We start from the raw sequence: 12,958 nt of genomic DNA, 5'->3' as shown, positions 1-12,958 counted from the left end.
ATATCTAAAATTATTTGTACACCTGCGAAGTTAATAAATGCCACAGAGAAGCAGAAACTTTTAGCTTTTTCAAATCCATTTTCTATATATCTATATAAATTTCCATTATTTTCTAAGTTAGTATTACTTATAAATTCATATTTCATATATCCCCCATCAAAATAATCTGTATTTATTACAGTTTATCACTTTCTAAAAGAGCTGTAAACTCTCTTATATCACCTATTAGGTTTACATTATATTTACATTTTAATACCATTCCATCTAAATACATTAAGCTCTCTATTATGTGAAACATTCCTCTATTCCAAAATTTATAGCCAACTTTATTATTTCCACTATTTCTTAAAAACCTAAGATGAACTTACTCAATAGATATTGATGCAAGGGTAGTGAGTAATTTGTATGAATTTTATATGTCTATACTAAAAAAGAGAGGTTAAACCTCTCTCTACTAAAGCTATCTAACTAACCATCCACCATCTATAGCTAGAATATGTCCATTTACATAATCTGCTGCCTTTGATGATAAGAATATTGCTCCCCCTACAAGGTCTGATGTTTGTCCCCATCTTCCTGCTGGTATTCTTCCTAATATCTCTGCATTTCTCTTTTCATCAGCTCTAATTGGTGCTGTATTTGCTGTTTCTATATATCCTGGTGCTATTGCATTTACCTGGATATTATCTATTGCTAACTCATTTGCAAAAGCTTTTGTAAGTCCTGCTACTCCGTGTTTACTTGCTGTGTATGATGGAACAAACTTTCCACCTTGGAATGATAACATTGAAGCTATGTTTATTATCTTTCCTCCACCTTGCTTTTTCATCTCTATTGCTGCAGTCTTACTTAAATAGTATATTGAAGATAGATTTAAGTCAATAACTTGTTGCCAATCAGTGTTACTTCCATCTAAAATTGGTGATCTTTTTATTGTTCCAGCATTGTTTACTAGAATATCTATTCTTCCAAAAGCCTCTATACATTTGCTAACTGCTTCCATAGCTACTTCCTCTTTTGATAGATCTCCAGTTGCATAAGCTACCTTTCTTCCTAATGCTTCAACCTCTTTTATAACATTTTCCATATTGTCATCATTATATGTGAATATAAATAGATCTGCTCCTGCTTTTGCAAGTCCCATTGCAAGTGCGTTTCCTATTCCTACGTTTCCTCCAGTTATCATTGCAACTTTTCCCTCTAAATTAAACATATTTAACATTTTTTAATTCTACCTCCTTATTCAAGCCCTAACTTATACTATCTTAACTGTTCCATTGGAACATGATCCATATCAGTAAATGTTTGATTCTCTCCTGCCATTCCCCAGATAAATGTATAATTTTTAGTTCCTACACCTGAGTGAATTGACCAAGATGGTGATATTACCGCTTGCTCATTCGCCATTACAATGTGACGAGTCTCTTGAGGTTGCCCCATTAAATGGAATACTCTTGAGTTATCATCCATATCAAAATAGAAGTAAACCTCCATTCTTCTCTCATGTGTATGTGTTGGCATAGTGTTCCACATGTTATTTGGATCTAACTCTGTCATTCCCATTACAAGTTGACACGATTTACAAACTGCAGGGTGAACATATTGAAATATAGTTCTTTTATTTGAATTTTCTAAATCTCCCAATTGAACTTTATTAGCTGTTGTTCTATCAATTTTTACAGTTGGATACCCAACATGTGCTGGTGATGAGTTTATATAAAATTTAGCTGGTTTATCTGCAGAGTTTGATATAAATGTTAACTCTTTATTTCCCATTCCAACATATAGACCATCTTTAGCTTCCATATTGTACTCTGTTCCATCGATGATTACTTTTCCTTCTCCACCAACATTTATAATTCCAAGCTCTCTTCTCTCTAAGAAAAACTCAGATCCTAACTCTTTACACCCCTCTAATTTTACCTCAGTTTCAACTGGCATGATTCCTCCAGCTATAACTCTATCTACATGAGAATACATTAAGTTTACTTCATCAGCTACGAAAACTGTTTCCATTAAATAGTGTTTTCTTAACTCCTCTGTTGTGTAGTGCTTTGAATCCTCTGGATGATTTGCATATCTTATATCTAATCTCATTTTACACTCCCTATCTAAATTTTTATTTATTTTATAAGCCCAAATAAATCTGGTAACCACATTGATAGTTGTGGAATAAATATCACTAATAATAGTATTAACATTGTTACCACATAATATGGCAACAGTGTTTTAAATACTTGTTCTATTGTTACATTACCAACTTTACACCCTGTAAATAGTATTGGACCCACTGGTGGTGTTATTGTTCCTATGCATAAGTTAAACACTATCATTATTCCAAAATGAATAGTACTCATTCCAAAACTTTGAGCTATTGGTAAAAATATTGGTGTAAAGATAAGTACCGCTGGTGTCGGATCCATAAAGGTTCCAATTATAAGCATTAAAATATTCATTATTATTAAAATAACAGCATAACTATCTGTTATTCCTAAAATTGATTTAGCTATAATTTGAGGAATATTTGTAAAAGCCATTACCCATGACATTATTGATGAAACTCCAATCATAAATATAACTATTGATGTCATTTGAGCTGAAGAAAATAGAATTTTAGGTAACTCTTTAATGCTCATCTCCTTATATATTAGAGATAATCCTAACGAATAAACTACAGCAATTGCTGATCCCTCTGTTGCTGTAAAAATTCCTTTTAAAATTCCTCCAATTACAATTATAACTAACAATAAACTAGGAATTGCATCGAGTACAACTTTTATTCTTTGATTTAAAGTTGTTTTTTCTTTTGAAATATATCCATTTTTTTTGGCCATTATTGCTGATAAAACCATAACTCCAATTCCCCATAAAATACCTGGAATATAACCTGCTATAAAAAGTGCTGATATAGATACACTTCCAGCTACTGTTGAATAAACAATTAAAGTATTACTGGGTGGAATTAACATTCCTGTTGGGGCTGAGGCTATATTTACTGCCGCACTAAACTCAGGACTATATCCTTCTTTTTTTTCTATTGGACCTATTGTTCCTCCTACTGCAGCTGCAGCTGCAACTCCTGATCCACTAATAGCTCCAAAAAGCATGTTTGCAACCACATTTGATTGAGCTAGCGAACCTGGTAATCGTCCACCTATTAATTTTGCACAATTTATTAACCGTATAGCTATTCCACCGTTATTCATTATATTTCCAGCTAAAATGAAAAATGGAATGGCAACTAATGAAAAAGAATTAGTTCCTATAAATAATCTTTGAGCTGATGTTACCATAGAACCTTCAAAAGGCAATATAGACAACATAGATAATGTTGATGCAAAACCAATACTTACACTTATTGGAACTCCTATTACCAATAAAATAGGAAGTGACATAAACATTATTAATCCTGTTTGCAATGCTAAATTCATTTTTATTCACCCTTTTTACAGTATTTTATTTTTCTAAAACTATTTTTTTTATATTATAAATCGAATAAAATAAAATAAATACTCCACTTAAAGGAATAGCTGCATACACTATTCCTATAGGTATTTGAAGAGCTGCATCAAATTGTACCATCTGTTTTACTACAGATAAATATCCTCCAATTACCAATACTCCTAAAGTAAATATAAATATAATAACCTCTTGTAAAAGATCACATATTTTCCCTAACTTACTAGGAAGTTTATCCTTTATAAAAGTTATTTGCATATGTTCACGCTTTCCAAATATATAAGCAGCTCCAAATAAAACTAACCAAATAAATAGGTATTGACACAGTTGTTCTGTCACTGCACTAGGATTATTAAAAACATATCTTGTTATTACTTGCCAAGTTACTAAAATAGTCATAAAAGCCATAAGAACTATACAAAAAATTTCAATTATTTTATCTAAACCGTTTCTTAAAGTTTCCATTTCTTTTTCTCCTAAATTATTTTATTGAGCTAAAGATCTAATATCATCATAAATTTTCTTAGTTACCTCTGATGAATTTCTTACACTTTCTTGTAGTGGTTTTACATTATCTTGAAATGGTTTTATTGATAAATTAATAAATTGTGCTCCATTTTCTTCTGCCAATTTTTTAGCCGCATCTACATTCTCTGCCCAAGCTTTAAACTCTAAATCTACTGATTCTCTAACTAGTTTATTAAATATATCTTTATTCTCTTTTGTCATACCATTATAAACTTTTTCATTTACAATTATTAAATCAGGTACCATCAAATGATTTGTATAAGAGAAATATTTTGCTACTTCATAGTGTTTTAAATCTGCGTAAGTTACCTCATTATTTTCTCCGCCTTCTAATACACCCTGCTGTATAGCTGTATAAACCTCACCTTGTGCCATTGGAGTTCCTACTCCTCCCATTAAATCAACCATTTTTTTCATTGTATCTGATTGCATCACTCTAACTTTATATCCTTTTAAATCCTCTGGTTTTTCAATTGGTTTATTTGTATAAACTGATCTTGCTCCTGCTGTATAAGCACCAACTACTTCAAACCCATTTTTACTTACTGATTTAAATAACTCATCTAACTTTCCAGATAAAAATACATTTTTTTGATGATCAATACTATCATAAATATATGGTAATCCAATTACAGCAAAATCTTTATTAAAGTTTTCTACAACAGGATTCCCTACAACAGCCATTTGAATAACCCCGTTTTGAACAAGTTCTGTTGCTGCTCTTTGGTCCCCTAAAAGAGCATTTGGTGATATTTCTAATTTGTATTGTCCATTAGTTTCCTTCTCTAACTTATCCCCAAACTCTTTTAAAGCCTTATACTGTGGATGAGCTTCTGATTGATTAAATGCTACTTTTAATGTATTTGATTTTGTTGTTTCTTGATTCTTATCCCCAGAACATCCCATTAAAATGCCTGCAAATACAACTCCTAAACCTAAATTCACCATCTTTTTCATAACTATACACCCCTTCTACTTTTTATTTTTTATTAAAATAATTTTCAAACTCCCCTTGTATTAAGCTCTGTAATCTTTTTATTCCACTATAAAGATGATCAGTTATTATCTTTTCAACTTCTACTATATTTTTATCTTTTATAGCATTTACTAATACTTTATGATCTTCATATATAGCTTTAAAATTTTTAACTTCAAGTATATCTAACATTTTAAATCTTTTATAATGAATTTGAGCCTTTTCTAATTGCTCCCAAATAAACATATTTTTTGTAAGTTCATACCATAGTTTATGAAGTTGACAATCTAATTCATAAAACTCCTCTGTTTCAAATTCTCTTTTTAAAAGTAATTCCTGTAATTTTAGATTATATTCCATCTCTGCTATAAATTTGTCATTCATCATCTCTATTGCATCTTTTATAATTTGTTTCTCTAAAACAACTCTCATATAGATGCTTTGTTTTATAATGTCCATATCTAATAAACTTACATAACTTGATTTAAATGGGGCGCTTTCAACTAATCCCATAGAATTTAACTTTCCTAATATATCTCTACTTGGTGTTCTTGAAACACCATATGTTTTACTTATCTCTTGTTCTGTTATTATTTGACCAGGCTTATATTCTAAGTTCATTATTTTTTCTTTTAACTCTTCAAATATAGTTTCTGTAGTATTTTTCACTGACATTTTCTACTCCTTCTCGCTCCTTTTATCGTATACTATTTTATAAATTGTATACGATTTTAATTTGAGTATACAATTTAAAATTGATTTTGTCAAATTTTTATTTTTATAAATTTTCAATAAAAAAAACCTCCAAGTTAAACTTGAAGGTTTTTAATTTTACCATTTAGTTGCTGTGTACTCCCCTGTTTTTGAGTTTTTTACAACATTTATATATACCACTTTTCCTGAACTTTGATCAATATAGTTTGATATTCCCGAGATTAAATATTGATAATCCTGGTTTAAATCTGGTGTTTCAGACTGTACATGACCTTTTACTTTCCATATTGGAGTGTTATTTGCATAAGCTGATAGACTTAACGCTTTTACAAAGTAATTAACATATTGTGTATTATCACTATACCAAGCCTCTTCAAACATACCATTATGTACTCCACCATATGTTTGTTCTACTCCCCACCACTCATTTATTGGAGCTGGGAAGCTCTCCTCTGTTGTAAATGGTCCTGCAACAGTGTAATCATACACTATATTATAGTTTGCTCCCTTATTTACAAAGGTTCTTGTATAACCCTTTGAAGCTAACATATTCTGTAATGAAGTTTCAAAACTTTGTTTTTGTAATCCAGCTTCTGGTCCTTTAGCTGATAGATAGTATGTACCTGCTGAAACTGGTTTTGGTGCATAGGAATCCACAGCTACCATATGTCCATCTATTAAAGATGTACACCCTTGAAGCATTAGTAAAGCTAGTGGAGATAGATAGGCTAACTTTTTTAACATAATAAAATCCTCCTTAAACTTATCTTCTTTAAAATAACTTTACTATAATCTTTTTACTCTTCCTTTATTTCTTTTACAATTAAAATACATATCCTATATGAACTTGGAATAATACCTCATCATTCAATACGTTATTTGATATAGAGAAGTCCATAGGACCTAAGAAAGTATCCCATCCAACTCCTACTCCATATCCCTGCTTCTTCATATCCCAGATACCTTTTTCACTTCCAAATCCAGAATAGTAGTTATATGTTCCCACATTATAGTTGAAACTTAAATATAGGTTAGTTGCAACAGTGTATTGAAGTCCCAAGCTACCTATAAAGAAGTTATCAGTATATACTGATGAGATTGGAAGTCCAACAAAGGAGTAGTTTCTTCTCATAGGATTACTTCTTAGTCCTCCTAGATTAAATAGCTCAGACAGTGGTGTATTTTCAGCATTGTACATCTGTCCTCCACTAAGTCCCGCATTTAAAGACCATTTACTGCTCAATGGGAAATACTTTGTACCCATTGCTGAGTATCCCTCAAAGGAGTTACCCTCTTTTGCATTTGTCTCTGAGAATAATTGTAATAGTCCTTGACCACCTTTTGTTGCATATTCAGCCTGATTCATAGTGTCATAGTAGAAACTAAATGTGTTTGTAAAGTATGAACCATCTTTTTTAAAGTAAGAAAAATTCTCTATCTTCTCCCCTGAGGAGTAGTTTGTTTCCATATTTTTATAACTCAATGTATACCCTGCAATTATATCATTGAAAATCGTTGTTCCTATTGATAGATTTGTTTCAAATGTATTGTTCTCATAAGTTGAAACATTGTCTCCACCTTTATATAGGAATATTGGATTTAAGCCATACCCCACCTCTGCTGATACAAGTAGTTTATGATCCCATACATTGTATTGAGTCATATCTGTCAATGAGATTTTTGGATATTTAGAAAACTCAGCTTTTAAGGTATAGTTCTTTTGAGATAGGTTAAATCTGTTGAATACTGGCACTTCTGCCACAGCCTCTAACCCAGCTCCATAGTTTGATACATAAAATAGTCCAGCTTTTAACTTTGTTTCCATTTTTTCTCTCACAGTAAAGTTTATTGTATCTCCATCTACCGTATAGAAGACTCTATCCACATAGTTTTTAGCAAATATCTTCTCCGCCCAAAGATTTAACTCTTTTATAGATAGATCTTCCTTTTTTGGTCTCAATTTTTCAACCTCTTTTTTTGTTAAAAGATCATTTCCACTTATCTCTATATTCTTTATATCAAACTTTCTGTTTCTCATCTTTTCTTTCTTTAGATTTATCTCATTATATCTCTCTTTATCTGTCAGTTTAGAAAGGGCATAATCAAGTTTTTCAGAGGCGATCTCACCCTCATTGACCAACTTTGGTAAATTATCAAAATCCAAGGTACTATGCTTTTTCACATCTGGAGTGATTAAAATATCTGGATAGTGAGTTTGAATCTCTGTGCTTTTATCTCCATTGTATGTTGATAGCTTATCCAATATCTGAATTATATTGGAATTATCTGTAATAACGATTGGTTCTGCGGCTATATCCACACCTATAACTATATCTGCTCCCATATTCACAGCTTGTAAAATAGGGAAGTTATCTGCAACTCCACCATCCACATAGTAGTTGTCTCCATCTCTTATAGGATCTAAAAAAGTTGGAATAGCCATACTTTTTAGAGTGGCCAAAGCCAAATCTCCACTATTTAACTCCACTGATTCCCCTGTTTGAAGATTTGTTGTCATAGCTCTAAAAGGTATTGGGAAATCTTTAAATTCATTTACATTTTCTGCTCTTGCAAAGATTTTCTTTAGCTCTAAATAGATATACTCTCCATTTAAAACTCCCATTGGTAAAGATAGATTAAAATCCTTTGTCAATGATATATTCAGAGGATACTTATTGGATTGAGTCTTTTGAACAATCCCCTCTAAATCCCTATTGGATGAATTTTTAAATAGATCATAAAACTGTAGATCTGTAACCACTTTTTCAATCTCATCTGGAGTATATCCAACTGAATACATTGCAGCTATTATACTTCCAGCACTTGTTCCCACTATATAATCAATTGGTATCTTATACTTTTCTAAAGTTTTTAAAACTCCTATATGAGCTGCTCCTTTAGCTCCTCCTCCACTTAAAACTAATCCAATCTTAGGTCTTGTTACATTTTGACTTTTTATAAAAGTTTGTTTTAAACTTTCTAAATTTTTTCTCTTTAACTCCAACTCCTGTATCTGTTTATCTATCTCTTTTATCTTTTCAGCAGTTGTATTAACTCGATTCATTGAATCCTCTGCAGCAAAAATAGATAAACAAAGCGTAAAAAATAATAGTATTTTTCTTAGCTTTCTCATTTAGTTTAAACCCTCCCATTTTTTAATCTTTCGATGAAAGTATTCCCGATCCAATTACTAGACCTAATATTACATTGGTTAAGACAATTCCAGTTATTATTTCTACAACAACTAAAAATTGTGCTAACATTGTCAATGGGTAAACATCCCCGTAACCAACAGTTGTTATAGTTATAAAACTAAAATACATGTGTTTAAAATAGTACTCAACTTGAGGTAAATCTCTAGTTATCCCATTAAATACCTGTTCTGAACTAAAAAGACTGAGTATAGTATATAAAAGTCCAAAACTTATAGCAATGGTTATATATGTAGTTATAACTACAAATACATCAGTTGGAACTATTTTTCTTTTACGCTTAAAAAAATCTGTAAAAACATACTTTAATATAATTGCATGACAAGCTATTAGAAGTATTGTATTTATGAAAGATAATAGATAAAAAAAGTATTTTAAATCGCTTGTTTCCTCTTTGAAATTTAATGAAAAGTTTACAATTGGCACTAATATTAGGTAATAAAAAATTAAAGCCGTTGCTTTTAATGGACCATCTTTAAAAAGAAAGTTTTTCTGCTTTAAAAGTACCATTGGTAAGATACTAAAATATATTTTTACGGTACTCAACCCTATCTCTAAGTAGTTTAATCTATCCCTCTCAAATATTAAATGTGCAACAATTGATAACAATACCGCAATTATTCCAGAGATTACTGCATTTTTAAGGAAATTATATATCTGCTCTTTTTTATATAACCTCATCTTTCCTCCTAACTCTTTTCTAAAAATATACTTTAGAAATATAATTTTCCCTTTTAATTTTCCAAAACTATTTTATATCATCTCTACATTTTAATGTCAATGCTTTATGCTCTTTTTCTATTGAAATCTAATACATACTTATATGTAATTTTTTTCATGTCATCAAAGTAAAAAAAAGTGCCTAGCTATGCTAAACACTTATCTTTTAAGTCTTTTTTTACAGTTTTCTCCACCTAGGAATTCACAGAGTTCAACTGTTTTAGGATTATCAAAAACTATTCCTGGAGGTCCCATTTCAACAATTTTACCTCCGCTTACAAAGATTACACAGTCAGCAACTCCTTTAGCAAACTCCATCTCATGAGTCACTAAAACCATATCTTTTTTATCTTTTCTTAGCTCCTTTATAGCTTCTAAAATCTCCTTTGTTAAAGCTGGATCCAAAGCTGACGTAGGTTCATCTAAAAGTAAAAACTCCGGTTTTAACGCCATCGCTCTAACTATAGCTACTCTTTGCTGTTGTCCTCCAGATAACTGATGTGGATATTTATTTCTATGCTCATATAATCCAAATCTTTTAAGTAGTATTTCAGCTCTTTCCACAGACTCCTTTGTCGATACTCTATGAACTTTTTCCAAAGGTAAAGTTATATTCTCTAAGGCCGTTAGATGTGGAAATAGATTAAAAGCCTGGAAAACTACTCCTATCCTCTTTCTATACTCATGGAGAGCTTCCTCATCTTTTGGGATTAACTCCCCATTTACCTCTATCTCTCCCCCATCAGCTATTTCCAATCCAGCTAAAATCCTTAACAAAGTGGATTTTCCTCCACCTGATGGTCCTATTATAACAATTGAATTTATCTCTTTTAAATCCAGATTAAGATTATTTAGAACTACTTGCTCTCCAAATTTTTTACACAGGTTCTCTATCTTAATTTCCATAGTTATACCTCCTCTCTAAATATTTAGAAAGGTGTGATATTGGATATGTTAGAATTAGATATCCCACAGCCAAAATACAGTAGTTCTCTATTGGAGAGAAAGTCAGTGAATCCACTTCCTGTACATTTTTGGTAAACTCATTTACCGCTATTATTGATAACAGTGATGAGTCCTTTATTAAACTTGCAAACTGACCTGCAAGCGGCGGCATAACTCTTTTTATAACCTGCGGTAATATAATATATCTATATGTTTGGAATTTTGTAAAAGCAAGGGATCTCGCTGTTTCTATTTGAGTTTTATTTATACTCTCTATTCCAGCACGAATTATCTCAGAGACATAAGCTCCTGAGAACACTCCCATAATCAAAACTCCCATTAGATACCTGTTCTCTATTCCAAAAGCTGTTCCTATCACATAATAAAAAAGATAGATTTGAACTATTAATGGTGTACCACGAATAATCTCTGTAAACCCTTTAGCAAAGTAATAGGTTGGTAAAAAACTTCCCCTCTGTCCTAAAACTAGGAGTCCACCTATTAAAAAACTAGCTATTAAAGAGAATATAGATATTACTAAAGTCATAGTAAAACCAATCATAAACTTATATTTGTATTTTTCAATTATTCCTTCCCAATTATATGGGTAATCCAATCTACTAAAAGCAAAATGAAAAACTCCTAAAACAATTACAGTTACTAAAACTATATTTATCCACTTTACGGCTGTAGTTTCACTTTCAGTTTTGGGTCTAAAAAATAGAGTTTTTAGTATACTCATATCATCTCCTAATCAAAGAAGAAAGGCACATTTTTCTCCTTAAAGAAAGCTCTTTCCTCACCTAAATATTTATCAGCTAAGTTATTAAATCCTCCATTGGCTTTATACTCAACTATAAATTCATCTATTTGAGCTCCTAAATCCTCCTCACCTTTTCTATAAGCTATTGCCCAAGGTTGTGATTCAGTTTCAAATTGAGCTAATAGTGGTGTTGTAGACTCTGAATTTCTTGTCCAATTTCTATATATTGTCAATGGGTCATAGATAAAAGCGTCTACTTTTCCTTGAGAAACCTCTAATACACAAGCACTTTCCTTATCAAAAACCATTATCTCCGCATTTGGGAAATACTTTTCAGCTACGGTATGCCCACTTGTTCCCTTTTTTACTGCCACTTTTTTACCTTTTTGATTTAAATCCTTAGCATCTGTAATTCCAGATTTACTATTAACTAACATCGCTAAATAGCTCTTAGCATATGGTGTTGAAAAATTCACAGATTTTTTTCTCTCATCTGTCACAGACATAGATGAGATTACTATATCTATTTTTTTAGTTTTTAAGGCTGGAATAAGACCACCATAAGACATATCCTCTATGATTACATCCCTTCCTAAATACTCTCCAAGTGCATAGGCCATATCCACACTTATACCTGTTGGTTTTCCATTTTCATCTGACATTTCAAAAGGAGGGTATGCCAACTCCATTCCAACTATCAGTGGTTTTTCATTTGCAAAAATTAAACTTCCGAAAATTAATGTCATAAAAAGTATTATTTTCTTCATAATCTCCTCCATCATATTTTAAAGTTTTTTATAGCTCTATTCTATTTTCGAATAAATCTAAGTTTTCCTCTAAAATTTTTAATTTACTTCTACTTACAGATAACCAACCATTCCCCATAAAGGTTATTTTTTCATTTTTATAGTCTATCTCTTTTATTAAATTTTTATTTATAAGAGTTCCTCTATCCACCTTTATAAAACACTTCAATGTTTTTAGTCTCTCCTCTACCTCTGAAAATCCCCTCTTTACAGAGTAGATTTTTCCATCTTTGGATGTAATCTCTGTCTTTCTTGCAATCCTGCAGTAATCTAGATAGATAATCTCATCAATCTTTACAATAGCTCTATAAAAACTGTCATTTATTACAATCTCCTCCACATCTTCAGAGATTGGTTTTCTGTTAAATAACTCGTCTAAAGATTTCTCTATTTCAAAGTAGTCATCTCTATATATACAATCATAGATATATCTATTTTTGAAATATCCCTTTATCTTTCTAAAGTCATCGTCTCTAGAACATAATAACACAACCGGGATGTTTTTTCTACTAAAAAAGTGTATTTTTCTATCATCAGTTTCATACTTTAAATCTAGAATAACTGCATTGATATTTTCTATATCATACCTTATTAAACTTTCAGCTGAATAAAACTTAGCTTCAATAAGTTCATTTAGTATCTCCTGTAAACTTAAATCTATATTTACACCTATCTTTCTCAATTAAGTTCCTCCTGCAGTTTTTCAAATCTATATCGACTAGCAATCAATGATATCTGTTTTGAAAGCTCTTCCAAGTATCTTTTTTCCTCATAAGCAAGTTTCATTCCCCTATTGGTTATTAAAATTAGACCTACAAAAGCGTTTTTATTATAC

Annotated in this window: 14 protein-coding genes; all 14 read right to left on the bottom strand. The window is 31.1% G+C overall.

Annotated elements, in window-relative coordinates:
• Positions 1-175 precede the first annotated feature (175 nt).
• The 14 genes from ACMOUI_RS02490 to ACMOUI_RS02425 all read right to left on the bottom strand — a co-directional run bounded on the left by ACMOUI_RS02490 (position 176) and on the right by ACMOUI_RS02425 (position 12,805).
• Positions 176-298, bottom strand: a complete 123-nt coding sequence (locus tag ACMOUI_RS02490) for a hypothetical protein (protein WP_418964165.1) — start codon at positions 296-298, stop codon at positions 176-178.
• 162 nt (positions 299-460) lie between these two features.
• The gene (kduD, locus tag ACMOUI_RS02485; protein ID WP_418964164.1) at positions 461-1,222 is read right to left on the bottom strand and encodes a 2-dehydro-3-deoxy-D-gluconate 5-dehydrogenase KduD; all 762 of its coding nucleotides are present in this window, start codon (positions 1,220-1,222) and stop codon (positions 461-463) included.
• 38 nt (positions 1,223-1,260) lie between these two features.
• The gene (gene kduI, locus ACMOUI_RS02480) at positions 1,261-2,097 is read right to left on the bottom strand and encodes a 5-dehydro-4-deoxy-D-glucuronate isomerase (protein WP_418964163.1); all 837 of its coding nucleotides are present in this window, start codon (positions 2,095-2,097) and stop codon (positions 1,261-1,263) included.
• A gap of 26 nt (positions 2,098-2,123) precedes the next feature.
• Positions 2,124-3,431, bottom strand: coding sequence for a TRAP transporter large permease (locus tag ACMOUI_RS02475; RefSeq protein ID WP_418964162.1), 1,308 nt, complete (start codon positions 3,429-3,431; stop codon positions 2,124-2,126).
• 25 nt (positions 3,432-3,456) lie between these two features.
• A complete protein-coding gene (locus ACMOUI_RS02470; RefSeq protein ID WP_418964161.1) occupies positions 3,457-3,924 on the bottom strand; it encodes a TRAP transporter small permease in 468 nt (155 codons plus the stop codon).
• Positions 3,925-3,945: 21 nt separating this feature from the next.
• On the bottom strand, positions 3,946-4,944 hold the full coding sequence (locus tag ACMOUI_RS02465) for a TRAP transporter substrate-binding protein (protein WP_418964160.1): 999 nt from the start codon (positions 4,942-4,944) through the stop codon (positions 3,946-3,948).
• Positions 4,945-4,966: 22 nt separating this feature from the next.
• Positions 4,967-5,638 (bottom strand): GntR family transcriptional regulator, encoded by a 672-nt coding sequence (locus tag ACMOUI_RS02460; protein ID WP_418964159.1) that lies wholly within the window; start codon positions 5,636-5,638, stop codon positions 4,967-4,969.
• A gap of 156 nt (positions 5,639-5,794) precedes the next feature.
• Positions 5,795-6,421: a hypothetical protein gene (locus tag ACMOUI_RS02455; protein ID WP_418964158.1), complete on the bottom strand. Its 627-nt coding sequence runs from the start codon at positions 6,419-6,421 to the stop codon at positions 5,795-5,797.
• Between the two features lie 79 nt (positions 6,422-6,500).
• The gene (locus ACMOUI_RS02450) at positions 6,501-8,810 is read right to left on the bottom strand and encodes a patatin-like phospholipase family protein (protein WP_418964157.1); all 2,310 of its coding nucleotides are present in this window, start codon (positions 8,808-8,810) and stop codon (positions 6,501-6,503) included.
• A 22-nt stretch (positions 8,811-8,832) separates the two neighbouring features.
• Positions 8,833-9,570 carry a potassium channel family protein gene (locus ACMOUI_RS02445; RefSeq protein WP_418964156.1) on the bottom strand — a complete coding sequence of 246 codons (738 nt, stop codon included), beginning with the start codon at positions 9,568-9,570 and terminating at the stop codon, positions 8,833-8,835.
• 198 nt (positions 9,571-9,768) lie between these two features.
• Complete coding sequence (locus tag ACMOUI_RS02440; protein WP_418964155.1) at positions 9,769-10,515, bottom strand: amino acid ABC transporter ATP-binding protein; 747 nt, start codon at positions 10,513-10,515, stop codon at positions 9,769-9,771.
• Positions 10,505-11,296 carry an amino acid ABC transporter permease gene (locus ACMOUI_RS02435; protein WP_418964154.1) on the bottom strand — a complete coding sequence of 264 codons (792 nt, stop codon included), beginning with the start codon at positions 11,294-11,296 and terminating at the stop codon, positions 10,505-10,507. Before ACMOUI_RS02435 ends, ACMOUI_RS02440 begins: the two co-directional genes overlap by 11 nt.
• Positions 11,297-11,304: 8 nt before the next feature.
• A complete protein-coding gene (locus ACMOUI_RS02430; RefSeq protein ID WP_418964153.1) occupies positions 11,305-12,084 on the bottom strand; it encodes a transporter substrate-binding domain-containing protein in 780 nt (259 codons plus the stop codon).
• A 28-nt stretch (positions 12,085-12,112) separates the two neighbouring features.
• Positions 12,113-12,805, bottom strand: coding sequence for a LytTR family transcriptional regulator DNA-binding domain-containing protein (locus tag ACMOUI_RS02425; RefSeq protein WP_418964152.1), 693 nt, complete (start codon positions 12,803-12,805; stop codon positions 12,113-12,115).
• Between the last annotated feature and the right edge of the window lie 153 nt (positions 12,806-12,958).

This window comes from Cetobacterium sp. (assembly GCF_048470075.1).
Taxonomy (GTDB): domain Bacteria; phylum Fusobacteriota; class Fusobacteriia; order Fusobacteriales; family Fusobacteriaceae; genus Cetobacterium_A.
The sequence above is the reverse complement of the archived record's forward strand: the minus strand, read 5'-3'. Positions and strand labels throughout refer to the sequence as shown.

What these genes read in the sequence shown, in the direction of transcription:
- ACMOUI_RS02490 (WP_418964165.1), bottom strand. Translation starts at nt 298, where the DNA reads ATGTTTCACATAATAGAGAGCTTAATGTATTTAGATGGAATGGTATTA.
- kduD (WP_418964164.1), bottom strand. Translation starts at nt 1,222, where the DNA reads ATGTTAAATATGTTTAATTTAGAGGGAAAAGTTGCAATGATAACTGGA.
- kduI (WP_418964163.1), bottom strand. Translation starts at nt 2,097, where the DNA reads ATGAGATTAGATATAAGATATGCAAATCATCCAGAGGATTCAAAGCAC.
- ACMOUI_RS02475 (WP_418964162.1), bottom strand. Translation starts at nt 3,431, where the DNA reads ATGAATTTAGCATTGCAAACAGGATTAATAATGTTTATGTCACTTCCT.
- ACMOUI_RS02470 (WP_418964161.1), bottom strand. Translation starts at nt 3,924, where the DNA reads ATGGAAACTTTAAGAAACGGTTTAGATAAAATAATTGAAATTTTTTGT.
- ACMOUI_RS02465 (WP_418964160.1), bottom strand. Translation starts at nt 4,944, where the DNA reads ATGAAAAAGATGGTGAATTTAGGTTTAGGAGTTGTATTTGCAGGCATT.
- ACMOUI_RS02460 (WP_418964159.1), bottom strand. Translation starts at nt 5,638, where the DNA reads ATGTCAGTGAAAAATACTACAGAAACTATATTTGAAGAGTTAAAAGAA.
- ACMOUI_RS02455 (WP_418964158.1), bottom strand. Translation starts at nt 6,421, where the DNA reads ATGTTAAAAAAGTTAGCCTATCTATCTCCACTAGCTTTACTAATGCTT.
- ACMOUI_RS02450 (WP_418964157.1), bottom strand. Translation starts at nt 8,810, where the DNA reads ATGAGAAAGCTAAGAAAAATACTATTATTTTTTACGCTTTGTTTATCT.
- ACMOUI_RS02445 (WP_418964156.1), bottom strand. Translation starts at nt 9,570, where the DNA reads ATGAGGTTATATAAAAAAGAGCAGATATATAATTTCCTTAAAAATGCA.
- ACMOUI_RS02440 (WP_418964155.1), bottom strand. Translation starts at nt 10,515, where the DNA reads ATGGAAATTAAGATAGAGAACCTGTGTAAAAAATTTGGAGAGCAAGTA.
- ACMOUI_RS02435 (WP_418964154.1), bottom strand. Translation starts at nt 11,296, where the DNA reads ATGAGTATACTAAAAACTCTATTTTTTAGACCCAAAACTGAAAGTGAA.
- ACMOUI_RS02430 (WP_418964153.1), bottom strand. Translation starts at nt 12,084, where the DNA reads ATGAAGAAAATAATACTTTTTATGACATTAATTTTCGGAAGTTTAATT.